This window comes from Anatilimnocola floriformis, from assembly GCF_024256385.1.
Lineage (GTDB): Bacteria > Planctomycetota > Planctomycetia > Pirellulales > Pirellulaceae > Anatilimnocola > Anatilimnocola floriformis.
The window spans coordinates 5,395,001-5,419,520 of the sequence record NZ_JAMLFW010000001.1; the positions used below are offsets into that span (position 1 = coordinate 5,395,001).

Below are 24,520 nucleotides of genomic sequence, written 5' to 3' on the forward strand. Positions count from 1 at the left end.
CGCGACGGAAACATTTCTAACGAAACCTAACGGGCGCGACACTTGGGACCCGTGACGCGGTTAGCCGAAATTCGCCTCGCGCACTAATGATTCGCGCGCTAACGATTCTCCGAGCCCGCAAGAACGCGGCTCGGCACGCATGGATCACAGTGACTGCGTCAATGCGCGCCGTCGTGTGCCGCAGCTTATAACTCGTCGTCAGCCAGCTCACTCGCGCTGTCGGCGACGGGAAAATTGAACCGCGGCCGGCTGTGCGGGCGGGGAACCGCCGACGATCCGGAAGCTCCCGGCAGCACGCCAGGATGCCGCTTTTCGATCGCATCATTTTGCGATTCGTGCGACTGTTCGGCGGCTTGTTCATTTTCCGGCACGGTGCTGCGAATGCGCTGGCTGAGAACAGCCGCGTCGTACCAGCTGAAACTCAGCTCGGGATTCGAAGCAAAACGACCGAGGGTCCGCAGGGCTTCGGCACGGCGCTCATCATCGAACAGGAAGATGTAACGCTCTTCGCCTTTGACCAGCGCTAGCACATTGATGTCTGAACTCACGGAGCTGGATCTCCTGGGGGCTGCCAGCGCTATCACTGCTGTGGTTGAACGGGGACCACAGCGGTGAACTCGGGGGAGACTGGCGAAAGAGGATTCCGGTAACCTCTTCCCTATCGACTAATGGGCCAGCGCCACAACACTCGCGATTCCCCAGCCCCACCTCTCGCTGCGAGCGTTTCAGTCACGTGCAAATAGCAACAAAAACGGACGAAGTCGGCGGGACGTTGAAGATATGTTTGCCAACCGCCGAAACGGGCATCGTCGCGCGACTCATAGTAGGCTTCGAGTCGCTGCGTGAACTCTCCGTCTTGTCCGTGAAACAAACGAGTGTGCGTGATGATCGGCTCGTACTGCGGGCGCAAACCTGGCGGGCTTGCTGATGGCGCGAGAGGCACAAAGCCGCGCGGATCAGGCCATGGCGGCACTGGCTCTGCTGCGCCGCCATTGCCATTGACTGCAAGTGATGCGGTTCCTGAGCCGACTGCGTTTTTGCCGTTTTTTCCGGCGTTTTCGACATATTTTGCCGGATCGACGCGTTGTTGATTGAACTGCCGTTCGTCGTACGCTGGCGTTTGTGTTTTCAGTTGCTCACGCGCCAGTGCGAACTCTGCTTCCTTCACTAGCTTGTTCGGAATGAACTCTTCGTCAGCAGTGCCCCACGGCAAGCCGTAGCCTGCGGGGATCGGATGATAGCCCGGATTGGCAGCATACCAATCGACCGAGAGACCGATGCGCGGCGGATAGTAAGGCGAGTAATCGGTGACACTGCCAACAATGACTGCGTCGACGCGCATCAGTCGCGCGAGCTCTTGAAAATCACTCCCCGTCGACGGCCTCATGCGACTCGCTTCGAGGAACCGCTTGGTCACACCCACGGGCATGACTTCGAAGCCCTGGATCGCTTGCAGCTCGTTGTAGTAAGCCAGCGCGATGGCATCGCCATCGACTGTCGGTTCGGTCGACTGATTGAAGAACGGCAAGATCGCGATGCGATGCAGCTGCGGGAACGGGTTATGAAACTCAGGCAAGACATGCCGCGTCGGCACGGCCGCGCAGCCCGATAGCAGCGCAACCAGGGCGCTGATAGCAAGCCAAACGGAAGTTCGTAACGACGAGTGCATGCACCGATACCCCTCACCGCGCGATGACGACCGCTGTAGCAGCAGCGCAATTCACCCGCAGTGTCGGCATTATCGGCAAAGTTTGCCTGACCGCTCCAATCAAACTTTGTTTGTCCGGTTCGCTAGCGATGCCTCCGCGCGCCAATCTCAAGCTCCCTCTCCTCGGTACTCCAGGGAGCCGACTATCCCGTCTGAAAAAACGCCTCCCGCCGAGTCGCTTGCTTGCTGCCAGCTCCTTTCTGAACAGTTCGCGGCGCAACACTTTTGGCCGCCTGGTCACTGCGCGACTGGTCGACGCAACTCATCATGGCAGCTGCAGTTGCCGACTTCTCCACAGGCTCTGCTGACGCCTGTTCACGCTGTTCAGCCGTTGAAAGTGAACAGTCTTTTTCGAGTCGGCTCTGCTCGATCGCTGGCTCGCTCGCGTGCTGACTACCGACTTCGGCCACTACTTGCTGCGGCGTGGGGAGCGACTTTCCCAGCAGGACCAAGCGGGCGGCGAGGGCTAGATACCGGCCGTCGCCGTGGTTGTAGCGAGTCGTGGTGCAGCCCGGTTTGCCTGATTCGTGCGACTTACGCTCGATCGTTTCGGTCCGCTGCGAACGGCGAAAGCATTGGAGGGCCTCGCCGTACAAGTAGTCGAGCCGATCAGCTGCGAATTGTTTCGCTGCCACCAGCTGCCGGGCCTCGTCGTCCTTGCTCAAGAGCGGCGTGGCCGCTGCGACATACGCCGACGTCTCGGCCACGATCTGGCAAACGCGCGTCTGAGAAATTCCATAGATCTCAGCCGCCTGCCGCGTCGACGCTTGCTCGATCTTCACGCAGCGATAAATTTCCCAATCCCGCTCCGTGGGAATCTGTTCGCTGGCTTGCTTCAGATCCTCCACACTGCTCGCAACCTTCCCGCTCATGCTGACTCTCCAATCTGGGGTGAATGGACTCTCACCCCAGATTGAAGCAGCTCGCAGGACAACTTAGGTCTGCCAAAAGGTAGCCCGCAGCGTGAGCGAGGGTTTGGGCGCGCACCCATTAGGTCCACCCAACGTGCGGCAGCACAGCCTTCGCGATTGGAGCTGTCGCACGTTGCCAAGACTACGGTTCCACTCGCCCAAACCCTCGCTCACGCTGCGGGCTACCTTTTCAGCCAACCGCGCGCACCTAAAATGTTGAGATACAACTTCGCACTCCATTCAAATCGCCATGAAACCACACCTGCTACGCATGTTCCGCTACATGACCTGGGCCGATCAGCAAACGCTCGCCGCCGTGCGCGATTGCCCACCCGCGCATGCGGAAGCTTTGCCGCTCTACGCACACATTCTCGCTGCGGAACACGTTTGGCTATCGCGACTCCTGCAGCGCACGCCGCAGTTCAGCGTCTGGCCGACGATCGCGCTCGACGACTGCAGTCGCCTGGCAGAAGAAAACGCGGCCGGCTATCGCGACTTCGTCACGCCGCTCGCCGCCGAAGGCCTGACCGAGATCGTGTCGTATCGCAACATGAAAGGCGATCCCTTCACGACGCCGATCATCGACATCCTCACGCAGGTCCTCACCCACGGCCCGTACCACCGCGGCCAAATCGCCAAAATCCTCGGCCGCCACGGCGGCGCCGTGCCGAGCACCGATTACATCACCTACGCCCGTGAGGTAGAGCCACTCCAGTCCTAACCCGCGGCGTCAGCCAGGGGTTCCGCGAGTGAAGGCAACGCTCATAACCTAGGTGAACTCGATGCGTACGTGTTGGAAAGGTCTGAAATTCACACTGCGCGAAATCGCGCTGGTGATTCTCTTGCTGTGCGTGAGTCTGGCATGGCTGCGCGATCGCAGTAGCCTGGCAGCGAACGTAGACATGTGGAGAGGCAGGGCCCAGTATCCCCTGAGCCAGATGACTGTTGTCGCGATTGAAGATTTCTTGATCCGCGAAGGTTACGCGGTTGAGCACAACAGCAATTCCATCACAATCACCGGCGGCCCGTCCGACGCCGATGTAATGATTTCCAATACCTTTGCTCAATGAGATGTTTGGGCATCCGTAGCCGCTAATCGCAGAATTGCAATTCATTTCTACCTGCGAAATTGCTCGCAATTCTTAGCCACCAGCTTTGGCTGGTGGAACAAACGAATAACACTTCGGCTTTAGCCATCGGATTGAAATGACGCACGGAATGGCTAAAGCCGAGAGAATCTTGTGAGTTTGCCACCAGCTTTAGCTGGTGGCTAAGAGAGTGCGATGCGAAAAAGAAAATGCTTTGGGGCGAATCCTGCGACTTCCAACGCGCTTGTGGGAAGATTGTGCTCTGAAGTGGTGTTAGTCAAGAAACACACTTCCCTCGCCCAATCCCTGGCTGACGCCGCGGGTTGTGACGTGCGAGATGCATTATCCCTCTGCGAGTAAGGTTCGCAGATGCGACCACATGCGAGGTTCGCCGAGGGCACCTAGCGCTGCTTCAAAGTTTGCGGCCTCGGAGCGATACATCTTCAGCTTGTCCGGCGCGCTCCGCGAGGCTTCCACATTGGCGATGCGGTCGGCTAGTTTGAGAGTGGCCGCCGCGGGCAGCGCGCGAATCTTTTCGTAGGCCGAGGCGTTCCGTTCTTTGCGATTTTTGCCAACGCCGGTGACTGCCCATACGAGCGCGGTCACCTCCGGGCCGAACTCGGTTTCGAGTTCCTCACGCGACGTGGGTGTATCCTCGAGCACATCATGCAGCCATGCCGCCACGCAGACGGGCCCCGTGATGGCAAACGACGAGAGGACCGCTCGCACCGCTGCAAGATGCGTGACATACGGCTCGCTGCCGTAGCGTTGATCGGCGTGCCGTTCTTCGGCAAATGCTTTTGCTCGTTGCTCGATTACTTCGCTCATGCGCCGATATTACAGCGAGCATGAGAGAGAGGATACGGGCCCAAATCGCTGTGCACTCGCCCAATCCCTGGCTGACGCCGCGGGTTAGGAACGCAACGCCGCTACGGTGCGCCGCAGGCCTTCGGGGAGGTCGATGGCGGGATTGTAGTTGAGGAAGGCGCGGGCGTGGGAAATGTCGGCGAGGCTGTCGCGGACGTCGCCGGTCCGTTCGGGTGCGAAGGTCGGCGGCAGGTTGGTGCCGAGGACTTTTTGCAGCTGCGAGAGCATGTCGAGCAGGCTGGTGGCTTGGCCGCTGCCGACGTTGAAGGTTTGGCCAGCGGCAGTGGCGACCGTCGAGCCGAGCAGGTTGGCTTGCACGACGTTGTCGATGTACGTGAAGTCGCGCGTTTGCAGGCCATCGCCGTAGATCGTCGGCGCTTCACCGGCGAGCAGTTTGCGAGCAAAGATCGGCACCACGGCAGCATACGGACCGCTCGGATCTTGTCGCGGGCCGAAGACATTGAAGTAGCGCAGGCAAACGGTTTCGAGGCCGTAGCTGTGATAGAACGAATGGCAGTAGTGCTCGGCAGCGAGCTTGGCAGCCGCGTAGGGCGAGAGTGGCGACGGCAGGTCGCGCTCGGTTTTCAGCGGCGTGGGTTGATTGCCGTAAGCGCTGCTCGACGCGGCATAGACGACGCGGCGAACGCCGGCGAGCCGCGCGGAATTCAGCACGTTGAGTGAGCCGGTGACGCAGGCCAGGTGCGTGGCCAGCGGATCGACGATGCTCCGCGGCACCGAGGCGATCGCGGCTTGATGAAAGACCGTGTCGACGCCAGCGACGGCGCGCGTCAACAGTTCGGTGTCGTTGATGTCGCCGACGATGAGTTCGACGTTACGAAGGTTGTCACCGAGGTTCGCCTGGCTGCCCGACACGAGTGAGTCGAGCACGCGCACCGAGTCGCCACGCGCGAGGAGCGCTGCAACCAAGTGAGAACCAATAAAACCGCAACCACCAGTTACAAGAACAGTTGCCATAGTTCGTTACGCTTGCATGCGGAGCCTGCCCGCTCCGAAGAGTTCGTTACGAGTTGGCTGCCTGGGCAGCGATACAGCCTAACACCCTCGCACCCTTACTGCGAAGACGGGCCAGCGTTTGCTGAGCGGGAAGTGCTTCGGTCAAACCGAGCGGCACGGTCAGATAAGTAGCCGTGGCGGCACGTGTGAGGATTTCGAGTCGCGGCTGCGGTGCTTCGATCGCGTTGATCACCACTTGCCGGAACGTGCTGCGCAGACCTTGCAAGGCCTGCGGCCAATCGGCATCGGCAGGCATTTCGCCGTTGCCAGCCGGGAGAAAATAGAGATTGCGAAGGCTCGTTGGTTGAATCCATTTTGACCAGCCGCTGGGCGAGGCGAACCATTGCGACAAGCCAGCCGAGCGCGCGTGACCGAGTTCGAACGACAACGAAGCGCCAGGGCCGCCGCCATCGATCAGCAGGATATCGCCGCCGCGCTCGGCGAGCATGCCGGCAATGCCGAGCGCGAGTTCTGCTTGTCCACGCCACGATTCGATGGCAGCGAGAGCAAAGTTGTTCACATGCCGCTGCGCGATGTCTTGCTCAAGACGATCGATGAGTGCGCCATAGGCATCGGCGAAGCGCGGATCGGCGAGCAATCGCTGAATCGTTTGCTCGAGCGCGGTTGCGGTGGTTTTGGGCGAGTTCCGCTTCCAAGCCGGAGCATCGGCATCGTTCACTTGCGGCGCAGTCACGCTCACGGCGGCCGGAGCAACCGGCGGTGGTGGTGGCTGCGGCGTTTCGACCGTTTCGGGCCGAGGCGTGGTGCGATGCTCGAGATAATCGGCGAGCGAAGGTTGCGGCGGCCGCATCGTCGGTTCGGCGAGAGCAACACGAACGGGTTCGACAATCACCGGCTGTACGACCACTTGCGCACACGACGAATCGACGAGAGCTTGCAGCGGGCCGAAGTAGTGCGGCACGACGGCGGGAGGCAAATCGGTGGGGAATGAGGGCGCGCTCGGAAAGCGTGCTTCGAGATTCTTCAGCGCTTCCCGCATGCGGCTCATGTTTCCACCTTGCTCGTTATCATGTTGTGCGTGTGCTGGACGATTCGTTAGCCGCGCCGCAGATTGCTAAACAGCTGCTTGTAGTCGGTGCGTTTGCCCTTCGCGGCAGGAGCGTGAGCTTTCCGCCGCGGCGTCACTTCTTCTTCGATGATGATCAGGTCACGATCGTCGCTGCCGAGGTCGCTGAGCGGAATCGTCGCGCGGCGAGCCGGTTGTTCGCCGAAGGCGGGTTCGGGATAAACCGGATCCGCGGCAGCAGCGGTGCGCTGTGGGGCAACGATCGGCGCGGGAGCAACCGGTTCGGGTTCGCTCAGCCATTCTTCGCGAATTTCCACGGGCTTCGAAGCCACGACGATCGGCTCGACGAACGTCTTGCTCTCGGTGCGCGCGACTTGCGGCGGCATGACCGATTTCATCGCTTCTTCGCCAAACAGCGCGACAGCCAGTTCGCGGCCTTCGACGCTTTGCACGCGGGGGCGATTGCGGAAGGCGGCTTCGAGTTCGGCGTAGCGATCGATGACCACTTCTTCTTCGTCAAAGCCCTGGCCGAAGGGATCTTTGAAGGTCAGTTCGATTTCAGTGCCGCGTGCCGCGAGCGAATGGAAGTCGTTGGCGTAGCGATTGCCTTGCAATTCGCGATCGAGTTCGCCATCGGGCAGATCGAGCGAGGCGATTTCATCGTCGATTTGATCGAGCAACTCTGTGGCGTGCATGGCTACGTTCGACAGCATGTCGGAATGCGTCGACACCGCGCTCAAACCAGGTTCGTTCAGCTCGCCGAACTCGATGATGCTGCCCATATCGGCTGCGGCGGGAATGCTCTTTTCGCTCCACGGCAGCGGCAGTTGTTGCAGATCGGCCCAGGCTTCTTCGATGCCGGACGAATGCAGCTGTTTGTGGCCGCCGAGCGCGGCGAGGACTAACGAGTGGTCGCACAATTGATTGATCAGCCGCGGCACGCCATCGGTAGCGGTGAAGATGGCTTCGAAGGCCGATTGTGCGAAGAGCGAATCGGGCTTGCCGCCGGTTTGCGTGATTTGTTCGCGAATGTATTGGAAGGTTTCTTCGCGAGTGAGGTGCTGCAAGTAACAACGCGTGGCCAGGCGTTGTTGGAACGACTCGAGCTTCGGGCTGCTGAGGCGTTCTTCGAGCACGGCATTGCCGGCGAGAATAACCCGCACCCGCGATTGGCCACTGTGAACGATGTTCGTCAACTGGCGAATCTCTTCGAGCAGTCGCAGCGGCAATGTGTGGGCTTCATCGATGAGCAACAGCAGGCCGAGCGGGCCACCTTCGCGCGGCTCGAGGTGCTGCATCAGCGACAGGCGAAGCTCACCTTCGTCCATGTCGCGATAGGGAAGCTTCAGTTCAAACAGAATGCTCTGCAGCAGCGCTTTACGCGTACAAAGTTGCGCGCTGTTGAGCATGGCGACGTGAAACTTGTTGCGAAAACCGGCGGCGAGCAACTGCAGCAGCAGCGACTTGCCCGATCCTGCAGGGCCGACGACCAAGCCCACGCCTTCGGCGCGTTCGATGCAGCGCACAAGGTTTTCGACGGCGGCCTGGTGCGTGCCAGTGCGAACATAAGCGGCGGCCGTGGGGGCCGAGGCGAAAGGACGCTGAGCCAGGTGAAACGAGTTTTCGTACATCGGCAATCCTGCAGCTGTTGGTCAGGCGTGACTTGTTGGGTCGAGTCCGGAAACCACGGTGGTCAAGCGAGGGAGACGCCTGTTTGCGTGAGTGATGTGCTGGCTGGCGCTGCTAGCTTGTTGCCGGCAGCGCGGGCCGGCCTACTCACGCTGGACCGAATCACCTTTTGCATCGGCAGTCGCGACTGGCAGACTGCAGCGGCGAGGAAAGAAATCCGGGCAAGACGCATGATGGGGAAAGTTGGTGAATTCGCGCAAGGAAACTCGCGCGAAACGAGCTGAAGGACGGCGACTTTGCGGCGTGCTAGCGGGACTACCCCATCACGCGACGATGCAGCAGGTCGAACGCCTGGCCGAGCGTGCTCAGCGGATCGAGCGTCCACTGCTGGCCGAGGTTGGGATCATTTGTGGTCGCCCAGGCACAGACAATCATCACCGCGAGCAACACAGCAAAGCTGAACTGCGAAACGCGGAAGACCTGCACCGACAAGTTAGTCGGCATGCGTTTGGGTTCCGTCGTGGCGAGCGGAACTTCGCCGATGACGGGGAGCGGCAGGTTTTCTTGCAGTTGAAAGACATCGCTGAGCAAACCGGCCCGGTTAGCGAGGCGGCCGAGTTGCCACACGCCGAGACCACCGGTCACCGCGAGGATGCCGGCGAGCAGCAGTTGAAAAGGAGTCGCGCGGCCACCTTGCTGAGCGTGTGTCCACACGGCGGAAGTGCTCCAGCCCTCGGCATTCAAACCGCGCACCCATTGTTGCTGGGCGTCGTTATATGAAGTTTCAGCCGCGGCCCGGCGAGCGGCAGCGGTCGACCAATCGGCTGAGAGTTGTTGGATTTGTTTCGCGAGCGCCGCGGCTGCATTCGGGGCGTTTTCGCCGGCAGAACTAGCCTGCCGCACAAGTCGCCGCGGTTGGCGAGCCGATTCGGGAATCTCCGGACCACGCAACATCGGGGCGGGAATCGGCGACTTTGGTTCTTCGAGTTTCATCTCGATTTTCGTCGGCTCGCGCGGCGTTTGATCGAGTTGTTCGAGAAGTGTCGTCAGCCGAGTTTGGGCTTCGATCACTTGCGGATGCTGCGCAGTTCGCGCGGCGAGTAGTTGCTCGAGCTTGGCTTGGGCGAGATCCACTTTTTCTTTGAGCTCGACCCAAGCCGGATTCATTTTCACAACGGGCGTGGTCAGCGGCACGTTGGCGACCGGCGGTGGAGTTCGCTCATTGTTTTGCATCGCGAGGGTCAGTTCTTCGTGACGAACGCGGTCGAGCGCGACGCGGGCCACGTCTTCTTCGTCGCGCGCTTGGGCCAACACTTTTTGATAGTGTTGCACGAGCAACTGCGTTTCGGCCTGATCGAGGTTCTTGAGCTGCGACGTGAGCGATTCGCTCAGCTTATTGAGCAAACGACTGGCCAGTTGGCGGTCGTGATATTGCAGATTTAGTTGCCAGCCCGCGCGATTGCCTGCCGTTTCGTGCGGCAGAACTTGCAGGGCACTTCCCAGGGCGGCGATCAGTTGATTTTGGGATGCGAGCGAATCGCGCGGGCAAACTTGCTGCACCGTCGAGGCCAGCACTGCGTCGGACTTCAGCCAGGTGGCAACTTGCTCAGGTGCTAGCGGCGTGTTTGTCGCGGCCCGATCAGCGGAGGCTTGCACGCGCTGGCTGACGACATAGCCGACGAGCGGCGTGCGAGCGAGGATCACGACGATCAAAAAGATCGCGGTGGCGACCAGCAGAATCGGCAGCAGCGGATGCGCTGAGTAGTAGGCGGCGGGCTGCGCAGCGACATTCGAGCCGCTACCGTCCTTTCGCGCCGTCGCTCCATCGTGCATGGCAAGCACATCCTGGCTTGAAGAATCCTGGCGGCCACTCACCAATACGGCCGCTTCCTCGCGTTTCATCGACGCGATAGCAGCCTGCATTGAGTCCCCTGCCAGCACGCGGCAAGACCGTCACAGGCGGCAGGTTGGGCGGCCGGTTATTCCGCGGGCGTAGAGATGGTCGGCGGCGGCGAGACTCCGCCGAGGAACGGCTGAGCATTCGGAGTAGTTGGCGGCGGTGTTGGCATGGGCGGCGCGGGCGGGCAAACGTCTCCCATGAATAGTCCGCCCTGCACCTGTTGCTGGTGGATCTGTTCGAACCGGCTGTGGGCGAGAAACTCCCGCAGGAACGGCACCTTGGCAAACGCTGCCGTCGCCATCGCAAACATCGCCAGCATTAGGCCCGCCGTGGCGAGCGAGAGGCGGACGACTTTGGCCCGGACCGCGGCCAGACCGACCGGGCAATCGCGCGTGATCACCGTGCCATCGGGTCGCTTGAACATGCGAATACAAGTGCGGCCTTCGCGCTGCGCTAGAAACGCTTCGGCTTCGTCGCGGGTCATCTCCGAGATGTTGTAGACTCTCAACTGGCAATCGCCGCAGTGGCGTACGCGATCGTCACCGGCCATGGCCTTCCAGTCGGCCGTGCAGGGCGAGGCGATTTGAATCAGTTCAAGCGACGGAGTTTTACGAGCGACCATTATGAGGCCTCCCTCAGTGACTTCTGATTTGCGCGGTGAACAATCTGCCAGCCGCAGGCCCGCCAGATATATAGTGTGCCGACAGTCACTGCGAACCAAACCACCGACATGAAAGCAACCGGCTGCCAATAAGCGTCCATGTTGAACGCATAGAACTGCCAGAGGCAAAAGAACGTCGCGGCGGCAAACAGCAAAGGGGCTTTCGTGACTGCCGCGCCTGGCGTGCCTGCAGCCCAAACAGCGGCGAAGCAGATGATCGCCGTGATCACGCCATCGACTATCAGGTAAGGAGCGGAACCGGCCGCAGCCCAACCTGCATTGGCACGGAGCCAACTCCCCGCCGCCAGCATCACAGCCACCACCAACGTGACGACCATCAACCAGCGAATGGAGAATTGCCATGGCCCGCTAGTGCTGAGCGCCATTGCATTCCATTCGCCGCGAAACCCGATCAACCGCAGCGTGACAAACGCCACGGCCAACATCGATAGCGGAACGACCATCATCGTGACCGCGTATTCCTGCAGGTAGGGCGGATAAATCAACAGCCACGTTGTGGCCAGAAACGCGAACATCGCAGTTAAGAGGAAGCAACCCCTCCAAGTCAGCCCACCCACCGAAGCGGCAACGATGAGCAGCGTCCATTGACTCGGAAACAGTGAATCCAGCAGCAGCAGATTGTTCCGGCAGCAGAGCCAAGGCGCGACGAGATGCAAAACGACGAGCAATCCCAACAAGATCCGCTGCAGCGCGACAAACCCGGGCCGTTCGATCGGCGAAAAGGTCGTCAGCGGCGTTGGACTTGAGGTCACAGGTTGGTTCTCGGGGCGATCCGCCGGCATGTCTCCACCTGATGTTGACGACGAACCCCCGGCCGTTGTTTCACGACTCCCGACCGGCGGCGTCAATTTTCATTAGAATCAAGGCATCAGGACAGAATAAAGGGAGACAGCTTTGGTGCGGATCAAAATCTGTGGCATCACGAATCGGGACGACGCCACCACGGCGATCGAGGCCGGGGCCGATGCGCTGGGATTCAATTTCTATCCCAAGAGCCCGCGATCCATTTCGCTCGCAACCCTGCAGCAGATCGGCGGCAATCTGGCGGTGAACAAGGTCGGCGTCTTCGTGAATCACGCCGATCCCTTGCAAGTCGCGATTGACGGTGGCCTCGATACGATTCAACTGCACGGTGATGAAACGCCGCAGGAGTTGGTAGAAATCGTCAACGGTGCTCAGTCGCAAGGAAAGCAAGTCTGGCGAGCCTTTCGTTGCAAGGAAAACAGCCTGGCCGATGTCGCCGAGTATCTGGAGCGCTGCGAGTCGCTCGGTGCGTTACCTGCAGCGGTGCTCCTTGATGCTTATGCCCCGGATGCCTTTGGTGGAACTGGCAAAGTCGTCGATTGGAACTCGGTGCGCGAACAACGTCGTCTGTTGCGCGAACTGCCGCTGATTCTTGCTGGCGGTTTGACGCCAGAGAACATCGCCGAAGCGATTCGCACGGCCCAGCCTGACGGCGTGGATGTGGCTAGTGGCGTGGAGAGTTCGCCGGGGAAAAAGGACGCGGCGAAGGTGCGGGACTTTGTCGCGGCGGCGAAGCTGGCGTTTACCGAAATCACCGGCCAATCGTGACATATCTCTGACATCTGCGGTCTATTGCTAGGGTTGCCCATTGGCCCCCTCACTCCCTATCATGGGGCGTTCTCAGTTTCGTGGTTTGCCGTTGTCTTGCAGGAGTTTCCGATCGTGTCTACCGCCGCCGTGCAGCGTCTTCCGTACAAAGTTAAGGACCTCAGCCTGGCCGAACTCGGCCGCAAGAAAATCCAACTGGCCGAAAACGAAATGCCCGGCTTGATGGCCCTGCGGAAGAAATACGGCAAGACCAAGCCGCTTGCGGGCGCCCGCATCGCCGGCTGCTTGCACATGACCATCGAAACGGCTGTGCTCATCGAAACGCTGGTCGAACTCGGCGCCAAGGTGACCTGGAGCAGCTGCAATATTTTCAGCACCCAGGATGAAGCCGCCGCCGCCATCGCTGCCGCTGGCGTTCCGGTTTACGCCTGGAAGGGCATGAACAACGAAGAGTTCGATTGGTGCATCGAACAAACGCTGTTCTTCCCCGACGGCCAACCGCTCAATCTGATTCTCGACGACGGCGGTGACCTGACCAACATGGTCCACGACAAGTACCCCGAGCTGCTTGGCGGCATCAAGGGTCTGTCGGAAGAAACGACCACGGGCGTGCATCGCCTGGCTCAGCGCCTGGAACAAGGCACGCTGAAGGTTCCGGCCATCAACATCAACGACTCGGTGACCAAGAGCAAGTTCGACAACCTCTATGGTTGCCGCGAATCGCTCGCCGATGGCATCAAGCGCGCCACCGACGTGATGATCGCCGGCAAGGTGTGCGTCGTCGCTGGCTACGGCGACGTGGGCAAGGGTTGTGCTCACAGCATGCGGAGCTACGGCGCTCGTGTGATCGTGACCGAAATCGATCCGATCAACGCCCTGCAAGCCGCCATGGAAGGCTTCGAAGTTGCCACGATGGAAGACGCCGCCCCGCAAGGCAACATCTTCGTCACCACCACGGGCTGCTGCGACATCATCCGCAGCGAGCACTTCGAAGTGATGAAGAACGACTCGATCGTTTGCAACATCGGCCACTTCGACATTGAAATCGACGTCGCCTGGCTCGAAGCCCAAGTGAAGGCCGGCAAGGCCACCAAGGTCAACATCAAGCCTGCCGAACTGGGCAAGGTCGACAAGTACACTCTGAAGTCGAACGGCCGCAGCATTCTGCTCCTCGCCGAAGGCCGCCTGGTGAACCTCGGCTGCGCGACCGGCCACCCGGCATTCGTGATGAGCAACAGCTTCACGAACCAAGTGCTCGCTCAGCTCGAACTGTGGCAGCACACCGACAAGTACGAAGTGAGCCTCTATCGCTTGCCGAAGAAGCTCGACGAAGAAGTCGCCCGCCTCCACCTCGAACACATCGGCGTGAAGCTGACGACCCTCACCAAGAAGCAGTCGGATTACCTCGGTGTGGCCACCGAAGGGCCTTACAAGCCGGAACACTATCGCTACTAAATCGAGCGATTGGTCCGTCAACGAACAGAAGCCCGGTCACCAACATGGCCGGGCTTTTTTCGTAATTTCGTTTAGTTCGCAACTCGGCGAAGGCATCCAATTCGTCGAGCACCTTGGCAGCGGACTTTTTCCCAGCTAATTCGCTTTTGTATTCAGATAACGTTCTAGTTAGACTCTGGCGGACGGCAAATTACTTTCGCTGCCGAGTTTTCCTGTCTACACGCTAGGGGTTTCGCATGTCGCAAGGTCCAGTCAATCCGTACGCTTCGCCGCCGCCGGATAATTCTTTTCAGATCAACACATCGGTGGGGCACGACCGCGCGAAGCTGCGCGAGATCGCGACGGCGCAGGTCTTTTTGATGCAGGTTTTGCTGGCTGCGATTGTGGGCGGTATCTTGGCCCGCGTGATTGCGACCTATGCGCAAGGGAATATTGTGATCATTGCTGCAGCAGTTGTCCTGCAGTTGGCGATCTCGGTGCTGCAATCATTCGCCATGTTTCGCCTCGGCAAATCGCTCTACAGCATTGGCGGCGCCATCGGTATGGCGATCATCTCGTTTGTCCCCTGCTTGGGTCTACTCTTTATGTTGATTGCCAATCAGACTGCGACCGGCAAACTCAACCGTGCAGGCATCAAGGTTGGTTTCTTGGGCGCCGACCTGCGGCAGTTCGGCTAAGCGTCGCTGTCCTAAACAGTACTACCGCGCACTCTTTTCATGGTGCGCGTGTGCTGTAGACTCGTGCAAACGCCAACTTTCGCTGACGCCTGGCTTTCGTAGTTGCGAGCCAGTCGGCGCTAGACAGATGGAACACCTGCATGAGCCATGAGCCCAATCCTTACGCGTCGCCCAACTTCAGCGAACTGCCGACAAGCAACTTGGCCGGAGGAAAACCAGAACTCAGTGCCTCGATTCTAGTGCAGCAGCGCGTCATCTCTATCTTGATGATCATTCAAGGAATCTTGTCCGCGATCGTTGGCGGCGGGTGCATCGTCGCGGCCTTCATTCTGCCGAAGATGATCGCCGCCGATATGCGACGTCAGCCAGGCGGGCCGAACCTGGAACAGATGGAACTCATCATGCTGATCACTTACAGCGTGATGGGGTGCAGCGGCATCTTGCCGGGGCTGCTGTTAGTATATGCAGGGTTCCAGAACTTGTGGCTGCGCGGCCATGTGCTGGGAATCGTCGCGATTTGCGGCGGCGTTCTGGCGCTCGGCACTTGCTATTGCCTGCCGACCGCCCTGGCCCTGCTGATCTACGGCTTGATCATTTATCTCAACGAAACCACCAAGCGAGCATTCTTGCTCGCTCGGGAAGGAAAGTCGTACAACGAAATCATGCAGCTAGCAACTAGCTCGCAAAATCGTGGTACTTAGACGCTTAGCGAGCGCCGCCGTAAACATGCACGCCGCCGCCACCAGGGATGGCGCGGTGCAACAACACCGGGGCGACGCGGCTGTGGACGACATGGCCACCCGCGTACGAACGGCCACGAGCCGAGGCCGAGCCAGTGGAAGCGACCGAGGCGGCGAGAACCAGCGCGAGAATCAACAAAGTCTTCATAATCCTGCTCCTAATTGTCTGTTGTGAAATGCTTGTTTAATCAAAAAATGGCAACCGAGTTCACAACGAAGGGCCTCGATTTCACACGGGCAGGTTTGCGCCATCATTAACAATGGCTTGAAACCCTACATCATGATTTTCGGCCCAACTAAACCGCGGGCCAAATCGTAATGCTTAGTCTCTACGCAACCCGCACAACCGCTCGCACCGGCCCCTGAGACCAGGAGCTCTCCCCGAATTGGCCCCCTGCTCAGGTGCACCGGTGAGCGATAAAATCGAACCCTTCGTTGTCACCGCTGCGCCCCGCACCCGCCATGAATCGGGTGGTGGTTAGCATCGGTGACGGCAGACACCTGAAAGCAAGCCGCGGGCCAATCTAGCTCGGCGCCGCGCCAGCCCTTTCCTCTCGTACAACTGGTACCGCAGCAATGCCCACGATCCAAGCCTTTCACGGACTTCGTTACGACCTCGGCCATGTTGGTTCGCTCAGCGATGTAGTCACGCCACCGTACGACGTCATTTCGCCAGAGTTTCAAGACGAACTGTATAAGAAGCATCCGGCCAATTTCATTCGCCTCGAGCTCAATCGCGAAGAGCCAGGCGACAACGATGGCTCGAACAAATACAGCCGCGCGGCGAGGTTCCTGCGCAATTGGCGCAGCGAAGGGGTGATGCAACTAGACCCAGATCCGGCCGTGTATGTTTACCACCAAACCTTTGAAGCTGCTGGGCAAACCTTTACCCGTCGCGGGTTCATGTGCCGCGTGCGGCTTGAGCGCTTCGGCCAAGGCAAAATCTATCCGCACGAAGAAACGCACTCCGGCCCGAAGGCCGATCGCTTGTTGCTCACCAAGGCTTGCAAGGCAAACCTGAGCCAGATCTTTGGCCTGTATCCCGACCCAGCCAACGCCGCGCAGAACCTGCTCGAAGACGCTGTCGCCGGCCAAACGCCGCTGACCGCGACCGACCACCTTGGGGTTGTGCATCGCATGTGGCCTGTAGCGAATATGCGGACCATTTCGGAAGTAGCGGCCATCATGGACGCCAAGCCGATGTTCATCGCCGACGGCCATCACCGTTACGAAACGGCTTGCAACTATCGCGATGAACTCGCCGCGGCAGGTCAGCTCGATGTCAATCACCCGGCCAACTTTGTGCTCACGCAATGCGTCAGCATGAACGACCCGGGTCTGCTCGTGCTGCCGACGCATCGCCTCTTCCGCGGCGTGCAGCCGATCACGTCGGTCGAGCTCGCGGCCAAGTTGCAAGGCAACTTCATTACGCGCCCAATCGGCGTCGGTCCCGAACTGGCTACCGCCCTCTGGCAGGAAATCGCCTCGACCGGTTTGCAGAACAAGCTCGCGTTCTACACCGCGCAAGACGACACCTGGACGCTAGCACTCGCCACCGAAGCCGGCTCGCAGCAGATGGCCAAGCTCGCCTCGGAGCACAGCACCGATTGGCAAGGCCTGGGCGTTTCGATCCTCCATCGCCTGGTGATGGAAAACCTGCTCGGCCTGAAGGAACTGCCGAAGCCCATGTACGTTCACAGCGTGCAAGAAGTGATCGACAACCTGAAGAGCGGCGACCGCGCCGGCCGTGACGCCACCGGCCAAATGGGAACCGGCGGCCGCTTCGAACTCGCCGCCCTCGTGATGCCCGCCACGGTCGACCACGTCCGCCTGATCAGCGAACACGGCGAACGAATGCCGGCGAAGAGCACGTACTTTTATCCGAAGCTGCTGGGCGGCATGGTGGTGCATCCGTTGGAGTAAGACGGGGTGGGACGGGAGGCGAGAGACGAGGGAAACTCAAAGCGTCGCTTCGCGACGTAGTAGCTCCCTCGCCCCGCTTCGGGGAGAGGGCTGGGGTGAGGGGTCTGAAGTGCAACAAGACTCACCTCCAGCCAACGTACCGGAGCCAGGCATCAAGCACTCGCGCTTTGCGCACATTCGCGAGCGTCTCGAAGCCCTCGACCTGCCGCCGGGGCCACTCGCCTGGTCCTACGAGTTCCTCCTCTTCGGTTTCAAGGAAGGTTGGGCCTGTCTCTTCGGCGCCCTGATGCTCGGCCTGCTCTTGGCCACGCGGTTCTTCTATCCCGACAACTCGCCGCTCCATCGCTATGACTTTCTCTCACTCTCGGCGATCGCCATCCAAGTTGGCATGCTCGCCTTTCGCCTCGAGACCTGGCGTGAAGCGCGCGTGATTCTCGTCTTCCACGTCGTCGGCACCGTGATGGAACTCTTCAAGACGCAGGCCGGCTCGTGGCGGTATCCGGGCGTGGAAGAATGCGTCCTCCGCTTCGGCACGGTGCCGGTCTTTTCGGGATTCATGTACGCTGCCGTCGGCAGCTACATCGCCCGCATCTGGCGGATCTTCAACATGCGATACACCGGCTATCCGCCACGCTGGACCACGGTGGTGCTCGTCACCGCGATCTACATCAACTTCTTCTCGCACCACTGGCTGCCCGACATCCGCTGGTTGCTCTTCGCCGCAACCGCCATCCTCTTCGGCCGCACCTGGGTGCTGTTCCAACCCTGGCGAACCACTCGCCGCATGCCGCTGCTGCTCGGCTTCCTGCTGGTGGCCCTCTTCATCTGGTTCGCCGAAAACATCGGCACCTTCGCCCGAGCCTGGACCTATCCCCATCAGAGCGCCCAGTGGGAGATGGTCTCCATCGCCAAGCTCGGCTCGTGGTTCCTGCTGATGATCATCAGCTTTGTGCTCGTGTCGCTTGTTCGCGAGTAGTGTAGTCCTCACGCTCCGCGTGGGGTCGCGCCACACGGAGTGTGGCAACTACGCTCGGCGAGTTGTTTCACGTGAAACTTATCCAGCTACGCTGAGTTTCCTGTTTCACGTGAAACAGGCCAGTCAACCAAACACATGGTGATGCAGCACGCGAATGGCATCGGCGGCGTGCGTGCCCCAGTGAGCTCGAAAATTAAACTCCCATTCCCAGGCAGCCTCGTTCCGATGGCCTGCTCGAAACAGCCGCAGGCCGGTGCACACGTCCCGATAAATGTCGGCGATGTCGTCTGAAAGGCTACCGACCATATACTCGGGCTCGACATCGAGGATCGGCTCGCAGGTGTTGTAGAAGTCGAGCTGCAGCTTTGCAGATCGAGCATAGACCGTCTGCCATTCGTCTCGCGTGACCCGGTAAGGCTCTTCCTGTATATCGCCCGACTCGGGACAGGGCAAGCAAACACCCGCCCCATACAGCCGGGCGATTCGCTGCAGCGCCTCGGTCGCCCCATCATGACCATCCCGTATGCCGCCCTCGGCCCACTGCACAAAGAGTTCGGCTTCGGCAGCAAACTGATCCCACACGTCCATCGAACGCTCCCGGCTCTCGCCTCCCTCACCCCAGCCGACTGCGTTCCCCGTTTTACGTCTTCGCCAGTTGGAGCGAGACACAAGACTTTGAACCTATAGATCGTAGTGGTAAAATGCAAACACGCTATCCATCCCGCGCTTCGGGCAAATACACGATGTCACTCACCACTCAAGAACTCGCTGACTTCAACCACTTCGCTACGGGCAAACTGACGGCGGGGAGCGCAGAGTCGATCGTGGAGTTGGCCCGGCAGTGGGAGTGGGAACGGCGGGAATTCAACGAGACGGTAGCCGAGTTGAGGCAAGGCCTTGCCGACATGGAAGCGGGCAAGGGCCGGCCGCTTGCCGAGTTTGATGCGGAATTTCGGAAGAAGTACAATCTGCCACCGCGCGACTCTAAATGACCCGCCCCGTGCATCAACATTTCCGGGTAGAGGCTGCGCTCGAAGCCGGTTTTTGCTGGTGGGCGAAAAACCGCTCGCCGCAACAGGCGGCTCGTTGGTACTGCGGCTTTATTGATGCGTTGCAGTCGTTGTCAGAAATCGCAGAAAGGCTTCCACTGGCTTCGGAAAATGATTTGTTCCCTTTTGAGGTTCGGCAATTGACCTTTGGCCTTGGAGCGAAGCCCACCCAACGCGCATTGTTCGTGATTCGCCCGGACATGGTCTATGTCATTGCCATCCGCCACCTCTCGCAACAAGCGATCCGCCCAGAAGGTCTTGATTGAGACAAACCGACGAAACCGCTAGCACCTGATCTCTATTTCCAGGCTGTCCGCATCCCGCTACCATCCGCGCAATACGGAGGCAATTGGTGGGAAGGATCCTGTGCATCGCGAATCAAAAAGGTGGCGTCGGCAAGACGACCACCTCCATCAACCTCGCCGCGAACCTTTCGCGCGCCGGGAAGCGCACGCTCCTCATCGATCTCGACCCCCAATGCAACGCGACCTCGGGCTTGGGACAAAAGCCCACGCCGCGGCACTCGCTGGTGCAGCGCACTCCCTTGCATGAAGCCGTCGTGCCCACGACCTACGAGAACCTTTCGCTCCTCCCTGGCAGCCGTTCATTTCAAGATGTCGATGCTCTCGCCAAGAGCGACGACAGCCAGGCCGAAGCCATCCGTGTGCATCTGACGAACGAGCTCGCCGGCTACGACTACGTGCTGATCGATTCACCGCCGTCGCTCGGCCAGCTCACGCAAACCGCCCTCGCCGCCTCGACCGAAGTTCTCATTCCCATCCAGTGCGAGTACTTCGCCATGGAGGGTCTGACGCAAATGATCAACGTCATTCGCGCGGTGATGAAGCGACATCCCGGCCGACTCGAGTTCGGCGGCATCCTGCTGACCATGTACGATCCGCAACTCGAATTGACCCGCGAGGTCGACTCCGAAGTTCGGGATTTCTTTGGTGAGGTGGTTTTTGATACAGTCATCCCCCGCGACGTCGCCGTCGCCGAGGCACCCAGCCATGGACAGGCTGTGATCGACTACGCCCCGCGGGCTCGCGGCACGCGAGCCTATATGGAACTTTGCCTGGAGGTAATGGAACATGAGTAAAGACCGACGACTGGGCCGCGGCCTGGCTGCACTGCTGGGTTCGCCGCTGGACGAAACGGCCGAGATCACGAGCGACACCGCGCCACCGCCGCCGGTGCGCACCACGCCGCGCCTCTTCGACGAAAGCGTACTTGAACACAAAAACGAAGCTGCTAGCAGTGACGAAGACGCCCTGCTGCAACTCGCCGTTGCTGACATTCAGGACAACCCGTTCCAGCCGCGGCGTGAATTCAACGAGGAAGAAATCGCCTCGCTTGCAGAGAGTTTGAAGCAGCACGATCTGCTCCAGCCGATTCTCGTGCGCAAGGTCGACGGCAAGTATCAGCTCATCTCGGGCGAACGCCGCCTCCGCGCCGCGATTCGCGCTGGCTGGAAGTCCATCCCCGCTCGCGTTCGCGAAGCCGATGATCGCCTGGTCGCTGAACTCGCCATCGTCGAGAACCTGCAGCGCAAGGATCTCAACCCAATCGAAAAGGCCCTGTCGTTCAAACGCTATCTCGATGAACACCGCTGCCCGCAGGACGAACTCGCGCGGCGTCTGAGCATTGATCGCAGCACCATCGCCAACCTGATGCGGCTGCTCGATCTGCCGCCGCAAGTGCTCGATAGCCTGCGAAGCGAAAAGCTCAGCGCCGGCCATGCCCGCGCCCTGCTGCCGCTCGGCGACGAAGACGAACAAATCGCGCTCGCGCATCGCATCACCAGCGAAGGCTTGAGTGTTCGCGCAGTCGAACAAATCGTCAGCGAAGCCGTCTCTGCCGACGACGAAGAGACGCCGACGAATTCAGCCGCACCGGCCAAAAAGAAGCGAACCCGCAGCGAGCAAATTGCGTCTCTCGAACAAGAGCTGCGAATTGCTCTCGGCACGAAAGTTGAAATCAAGCAATCGGCCAAAGGCCGCGGCACGGTTGTGATCCACTTCACCGACAGCGACGATTTCGACCGCCTCCGCGACCAACTCGCCGACACGGCCCCGCGCAAACGGGTTGCCTAACGGCATTCCCATCTCCCTCGCCTCGGTACTCCGGGGTGAGGGGCCGAACTGCCGCGGGGGCAAGAACACCGCCATAGTCAAGCCGCCCACTTCACGCTAAACTAACACCACTCGGGATGTAGCTCAGTCTGGCTAGAGCGCTTGGTTTGGGACCAAGAAGTCGTAGGTTCAAATCCTATCATCCCGACTTGAACGTAAGCACAAATCCCGCCCATGGCTGCGAAAGCGACCATGGACGGGATTTCAGCTTTTATAGCTGCGGGCTTTCAACTATCCCGCATCGGGTACGTACGCCGCGATTGACGTTGGCGTCGTTTGCAGCAATCGCTAGATGTGCGGATTGTCGTAGAACTTCTTCAGGCTGGATTCGAGGTTCTCTCGTCCATTCCACACTGAGCGCCACTAACACGTTCCGGTCGGCTCCGCTTTTTGCCGGCGCCATCAGGTGGGTTTGCCCAAACCATTCTTTGAGATTTCGCTGCCCATCACGGCCATTCGCTGCGCGAATTGATTTTGGACCAGTAGCGCGCCGAGAGCCTTTAATGCCCTGCCAGCTACTCTCGGCTAGCAACCAGCTGCCGCGGCTCCGCACTTTGCAAAGGTGAATGGGAAATGAATCTACGATTGTCGCGCACGGCGGCGAGTTTATTGGTCATCGCCGCAGCTCTTCTCATCGCTGGCCGCTGTTGGGCGGTGTTCGTTCCGCTCGGTTCATCGCCGGATGAATGGGGGCTCAAGTACGATATGAAGGTGACTGCCGCGGAAGGTGACAAAGTGAATGTCCTCTTCACCCTCGCGGACGAGGGTCGGCTGAAGCCCGTTTACACGATCACCCTGGTCGCCTTCCATCAAAACTACGATGGTTCGCGAACGTACCTGGCACAGGCCCCGATCGCGATGAAGCCGACGAAAGACGGCGGCCTCGAGGGTCAGACGCAAGTCAGCAAGGAAGTGATCGACCGCACCCAGATTCGAATTCTCACGCTGTCGGTTGATGGCAAGCGGCAGAACGTGGCGGCTTCGTATTACATTCCGCTCAAGCGGTTCCTGACCAAAGCCCCGGCCGCAACTTCGCCCTCGGCAGCACCAGAATCGAGCGCGGCACCGTCAACGGTGAAAGTGCCCGTCTCAAGATAACCCCAGCCGCTATCAGTATTGAAACGATCGAACTGGCAGGCACGCTACTCGCTAACAAAACCGGTTGAACTTCCAACCGCGCGGCCGCGCGATCCCTCCGACTTCGACGGTGATATTCCGTTTTAGGCTTGCGCACCTCCCATCGCCCGTTGATCATCGCCACGCAGCGACGGCGTATAATGCCGGTGTCGCCCGCTTTGTGCGACACGAAATAGGTTTCGGCGCCAGACGGAGAATCGGCCATGGGGTTTGTCACGACCAAAGACGGTGTCGAGATCTTCTACAAAGATTGGGGCCCGCGCGATGGGGAGGTGGTTTTCTTTCACCACGGCTGGCCGCTTAGTTCGGATGATTGGGATGCTCAGCTGCTGTTTTTCGTGCAGCATGGCTATCGGGTGGTCGCCCATGATCGCCGCGGTCATGGACGGTCGAGCCAGGCTTCGGCTGGTCATGATATGGACCACTATGCCGACGACGTCGCTGCGGTGGTGCAGCAGTTGGACCTGCAACGGGTGTTTCATGTTGGCCATTCGACCGGTGGCGGCGAAGTAGTTAGGTACATCGCACGCCACGGCGAGCAACGCGTTTTCAAAGCGGCGTTGATCGCTGCCGTTCCACCGCTGATGGTCAAGACTCCGGCTAACCCCAATGGTTTGCCGAAAGAGAAGTTCGACGAGCTGCAGGCGCAGGTTCTCACCAACCGCGCGCAGTTCTACTACGACCTGCCAGCCGGTCCGTTCTATGGATACAACCGCCCGCACGCCAAGCCGTCGACCGGCACGATTTGGAATTGGTGGCGACAGGGCATGATGGGGAGCGCCCTGGCGCACTACGAAGGGATCGTGGCTTTTTCACAAACCGACTTCACCGCAGATCTGCAGAAGATCACGGTCCCTGTGCTTGTCATGCACGGCGACGATGACCAGATCGTCCCCTACGAAATCTCCGGCCCGCTGTCGGCCAAACTGCTGAAGAGCGGCACGCTCAAAACGTATTCGGGCTTTCCCCACGGCATGCCCACCACGCACGCGCAAACCATCAACGCCGATCTGCTGGCATTTCTGCGGACATAGGTGGTGGTGCGGGTTGGCGTCAGTTTTTTCGGGCAGGTAAGATTCCCTTGCGCCCACAGATAGGTCATCGAGGAGAATCGCATGAAGTTCGGACAAGTCGACGCCCCAGAAGAGTTCGATTTCACAATCCCGCCAGATCCTCCCGAGACCACGAAACTGCTGAAGCAAACTTCGAAATCAGATGATTTCGAAGTTTATGTGGGGTGCGCCAAATGGAATAAAAAGGACCTCAAAAACTTCTTTCCCAAAGGAGTGAAAGATGAGCTCGGTTACTATTCATCGCAATTCAACAGCATCGAGCTGAATGCCACGTTCTATCGCTTGTTTCCCAAGGAAACATTTGAGAAGTGGTATGCAACGGTGCCGGAGAATTTTCGCTTCTTTCCCAAACTCGAACAAACGATCTCGCACTACAAGCGGCTGAAAGAAGTTCAGGAGTCTGTCGACGCGAACGTCAAAAACATGTCGCATCTGCAAGAGAAGCTGGGAATGCCGTTTCTGCAAATGCCCGATAATTTCGCTCCGAAGGATTTCGACCGGGTTGTGACGTTCATTGAGAACTGGACCAATAAAATACCGCTGGCCATCGAGCTTCGTCATACCAAGTGGTACAACGATCCCGAGGTTTCGAACGCACTTTACGCTTTGCTGCAAGCCCACGGCGTGACGAATGTCTTGGTCGATACCGCAGGCCGTCGTGACCTCATGCATATGCGGCTCACGACTTCGACGGCGTTCGTCCGCTGGGTCGGCGCGAACGACGCTGAATCGGATCGCGCGCGACTTGATGAATGGATAAAGCGAATCGTCCAGTGGAAAAAAGCCGGCTTGCAGAAGTTGTTGTTCTTCGTGCATCAAAATGAGGAGCAGGAATCACCCGCTCTTGCCGCGTATCTCATCGAGCGGCTCAATAAAAAGATCGGCACCAATCTGCCTATCCCCAAGACGCTGCCGCCCAAAGGACTCTTCGATTGAGCGAAAGTTGACCTCGAGCTTTGG

27 protein-coding genes and 1 tRNA gene are annotated in these 24,520 nt (G+C 59.6%); 16 read left to right on the forward strand and 12 right to left on the reverse strand.

What is annotated here, in order from left to right:
* Nucleotides 1–185: 185 nt before the first annotated feature.
* The 3 genes from M9Q49_RS21240 to M9Q49_RS21250 form a co-directional block, all read right to left on the reverse strand.
* Nucleotides 186–548 (reverse strand): hypothetical protein, encoded by a 363-nt coding sequence (locus M9Q49_RS21240; protein WP_254510842.1) that lies wholly within the window; start codon nt 546–548, stop codon nt 186–188.
* A gap of 110 nt (nt 549–658) precedes the next feature.
* Nucleotides 659–1,669 (reverse strand): hypothetical protein, encoded by a 1,011-nt coding sequence (locus M9Q49_RS21245; RefSeq protein WP_254510843.1) that lies wholly within the window; start codon nt 1,667–1,669, stop codon nt 659–661.
* Between the two features lie 182 nt (nt 1,670–1,851).
* The gene (locus tag M9Q49_RS21250; protein ID WP_254510844.1) at nt 1,852–2,580 is read right to left on the reverse strand and encodes a hypothetical protein; all 729 of its coding nucleotides are present in this window, start codon (nt 2,578–2,580) and stop codon (nt 1,852–1,854) included.
* A 289-nt stretch (nt 2,581–2,869) separates the two neighbouring features.
* On the opposite strand from M9Q49_RS21250, the gene M9Q49_RS21255 reads away from it, so the two are divergent.
* Both M9Q49_RS21255 and M9Q49_RS21260 read left to right on the forward strand, forming a co-directional pair.
* Entirely contained in the window at nt 2,870–3,340 is a 471-nt protein-coding gene (locus M9Q49_RS21255) for a DinB family protein (protein WP_254510845.1), read from the forward strand.
* Between the two features lie 61 nt (nt 3,341–3,401).
* Nucleotides 3,402–3,689 (forward strand): hypothetical protein, encoded by a 288-nt coding sequence (locus tag M9Q49_RS21260; RefSeq protein WP_254510846.1) that lies wholly within the window; start codon nt 3,402–3,404, stop codon nt 3,687–3,689.
* Nucleotides 3,690–4,049: 360 nt separating this feature from the next.
* On the opposite strand, the gene M9Q49_RS21265 is transcribed toward M9Q49_RS21260, so the two are convergent.
* The 7 genes from M9Q49_RS21265 to M9Q49_RS21295 all read right to left on the reverse strand — a co-directional run bounded on the left by M9Q49_RS21265 (nt 4,050) and on the right by M9Q49_RS21295 (nt 11,578).
* Entirely contained in the window at nt 4,050–4,535 is a 486-nt protein-coding gene (locus M9Q49_RS21265) for an HD domain-containing protein (RefSeq protein ID WP_254510847.1), read from the reverse strand.
* Nucleotides 4,536–4,619: 84 nt separating this feature from the next.
* Entirely contained in the window at nt 4,620–5,549 is a 930-nt protein-coding gene (locus tag M9Q49_RS21270; RefSeq protein WP_254510848.1) for an SDR family oxidoreductase, read from the reverse strand.
* Nucleotides 5,550–5,595: 46 nt separating this feature from the next.
* The gene (locus tag M9Q49_RS21275) at nt 5,596–6,597 is read right to left on the reverse strand and encodes a hypothetical protein (protein WP_254510849.1); all 1,002 of its coding nucleotides are present in this window, start codon (nt 6,595–6,597) and stop codon (nt 5,596–5,598) included.
* A 47-nt stretch (nt 6,598–6,644) separates the two neighbouring features.
* Nucleotides 6,645–8,246 (reverse strand): ExeA family protein, encoded by a 1,602-nt coding sequence (locus M9Q49_RS21280; protein ID WP_254510850.1) that lies wholly within the window; start codon nt 8,244–8,246, stop codon nt 6,645–6,647.
* A gap of 313 nt (nt 8,247–8,559) precedes the next feature.
* Nucleotides 8,560–10,146 carry a hypothetical protein gene (locus M9Q49_RS21285; protein ID WP_254510851.1) on the reverse strand — a complete coding sequence of 529 codons (1,587 nt, stop codon included), beginning with the start codon at nt 10,144–10,146 and terminating at the stop codon, nt 8,560–8,562.
* 77 nt (nt 10,147–10,223) lie between these two features.
* Complete coding sequence (locus tag M9Q49_RS21290) at nt 10,224–10,766, reverse strand: hypothetical protein (RefSeq protein ID WP_254510852.1); 543 nt, start codon at nt 10,764–10,766, stop codon at nt 10,224–10,226.
* Nucleotides 10,766–11,578 carry a hypothetical protein gene (locus M9Q49_RS21295; protein ID WP_254510853.1) on the reverse strand — a complete coding sequence of 271 codons (813 nt, stop codon included), beginning with the start codon at nt 11,576–11,578 and terminating at the stop codon, nt 10,766–10,768. Before M9Q49_RS21295 ends, M9Q49_RS21290 begins: the two co-directional genes overlap by 1 nt.
* 145 nt (nt 11,579–11,723) lie before the next feature.
* Between M9Q49_RS21295 and M9Q49_RS21300 the strand changes: the two genes are divergently transcribed.
* From M9Q49_RS21300 to M9Q49_RS21315, 4 genes are all read left to right on the forward strand, one after another.
* On the forward strand, nt 11,724–12,398 hold the full coding sequence (locus M9Q49_RS21300) for a phosphoribosylanthranilate isomerase (protein ID WP_254510854.1): 675 nt from the start codon (nt 11,724–11,726) through the stop codon (nt 12,396–12,398).
* Between the two features lie 114 nt (nt 12,399–12,512).
* Nucleotides 12,513–13,853 carry an adenosylhomocysteinase gene (ahcY, locus tag M9Q49_RS21305; RefSeq protein ID WP_254510855.1) on the forward strand — a complete coding sequence of 447 codons (1,341 nt, stop codon included), beginning with the start codon at nt 12,513–12,515 and terminating at the stop codon, nt 13,851–13,853.
* A gap of 236 nt (nt 13,854–14,089) precedes the next feature.
* Entirely contained in the window at nt 14,090–14,530 is a 441-nt protein-coding gene (locus tag M9Q49_RS21310; protein WP_254510856.1) for a hypothetical protein, read from the forward strand.
* Nucleotides 14,531–14,670: 140 nt separating this feature from the next.
* Entirely contained in the window at nt 14,671–15,231 is a 561-nt protein-coding gene (locus tag M9Q49_RS21315) for a hypothetical protein (RefSeq protein WP_254510857.1), read from the forward strand.
* Between the two features lie 4 nt (nt 15,232–15,235).
* Here M9Q49_RS21315 and M9Q49_RS21320 read toward each other — a convergent pair whose 3' ends face one another.
* Nucleotides 15,236–15,418: a hypothetical protein gene (locus M9Q49_RS21320; protein ID WP_254510858.1), complete on the reverse strand. Its 183-nt coding sequence runs from the start codon at nt 15,416–15,418 to the stop codon at nt 15,236–15,238.
* A 428-nt stretch (nt 15,419–15,846) separates the two neighbouring features.
* On the opposite strand from M9Q49_RS21320, the gene M9Q49_RS21325 reads away from it, so the two are divergent.
* On the forward strand, nt 15,847–17,193 hold the full coding sequence (locus M9Q49_RS21325) for a DUF1015 domain-containing protein (protein ID WP_254510859.1): 1,347 nt from the start codon (nt 15,847–15,849) through the stop codon (nt 17,191–17,193).
* Nucleotides 17,194–17,302: 109 nt separating this feature from the next.
* Nucleotides 17,303–18,169, forward strand: coding sequence for a DUF817 domain-containing protein (locus tag M9Q49_RS21330; protein ID WP_254510860.1), 867 nt, complete (start codon nt 17,303–17,305; stop codon nt 18,167–18,169).
* 123 nt (nt 18,170–18,292) lie between these two features.
* Here the strand turns inward: M9Q49_RS21330 and M9Q49_RS21335 are convergent, their stop codons facing one another.
* A complete protein-coding gene (locus M9Q49_RS21335; protein WP_254510861.1) occupies nt 18,293–18,757 on the reverse strand; it encodes a DUF5063 domain-containing protein in 465 nt (154 codons plus the stop codon).
* 155 nt (nt 18,758–18,912) lie between these two features.
* Between M9Q49_RS21335 and M9Q49_RS21340 the strand changes: the two genes are divergently transcribed.
* From M9Q49_RS21340 to M9Q49_RS21375, 8 genes are all read left to right on the forward strand, one after another.
* Nucleotides 18,913–19,161 (forward strand): hypothetical protein, encoded by a 249-nt coding sequence (locus tag M9Q49_RS21340; protein WP_254510862.1) that lies wholly within the window; start codon nt 18,913–18,915, stop codon nt 19,159–19,161.
* The gene (locus M9Q49_RS21345) at nt 19,158–19,484 is read left to right on the forward strand and encodes a hypothetical protein (RefSeq protein ID WP_254510863.1); all 327 of its coding nucleotides are present in this window, start codon (nt 19,158–19,160) and stop codon (nt 19,482–19,484) included. The genes M9Q49_RS21340 and M9Q49_RS21345 overlap by 4 nt, the downstream gene beginning before the upstream one ends.
* An 86-nt stretch (nt 19,485–19,570) precedes the next feature.
* Nucleotides 19,571–20,317, forward strand: coding sequence for a ParA family protein (locus M9Q49_RS21350; RefSeq protein WP_254510864.1), 747 nt, complete (start codon nt 19,571–19,573; stop codon nt 20,315–20,317).
* Nucleotides 20,310–21,311 (forward strand): ParB/RepB/Spo0J family partition protein, encoded by a 1,002-nt coding sequence (locus M9Q49_RS21355; RefSeq protein ID WP_254510865.1) that lies wholly within the window; start codon nt 20,310–20,312, stop codon nt 21,309–21,311. The genes M9Q49_RS21350 and M9Q49_RS21355 overlap by 8 nt, the downstream gene beginning before the upstream one ends.
* A gap of 112 nt (nt 21,312–21,423) precedes the next feature.
* Nucleotides 21,424–21,498, forward strand: a tRNA-Pro gene (locus M9Q49_RS21360).
* Between the two features lie 425 nt (nt 21,499–21,923).
* Nucleotides 21,924–22,448, forward strand: coding sequence for a hypothetical protein (locus M9Q49_RS21365; protein ID WP_254510866.1), 525 nt, complete (start codon nt 21,924–21,926; stop codon nt 22,446–22,448).
* A gap of 242 nt (nt 22,449–22,690) precedes the next feature.
* The gene (locus M9Q49_RS21370; RefSeq protein WP_254510867.1) at nt 22,691–23,521 is read left to right on the forward strand and encodes an alpha/beta fold hydrolase; all 831 of its coding nucleotides are present in this window, start codon (nt 22,691–22,693) and stop codon (nt 23,519–23,521) included.
* Nucleotides 23,522–23,602: 81 nt separating this feature from the next.
* The gene (locus M9Q49_RS21375) at nt 23,603–24,496 is read left to right on the forward strand and encodes a DUF72 domain-containing protein (protein ID WP_254510868.1); all 894 of its coding nucleotides are present in this window, start codon (nt 23,603–23,605) and stop codon (nt 24,494–24,496) included.
* The last annotated feature ends 24 nt before the right edge of the window (nt 24,497–24,520 follow it).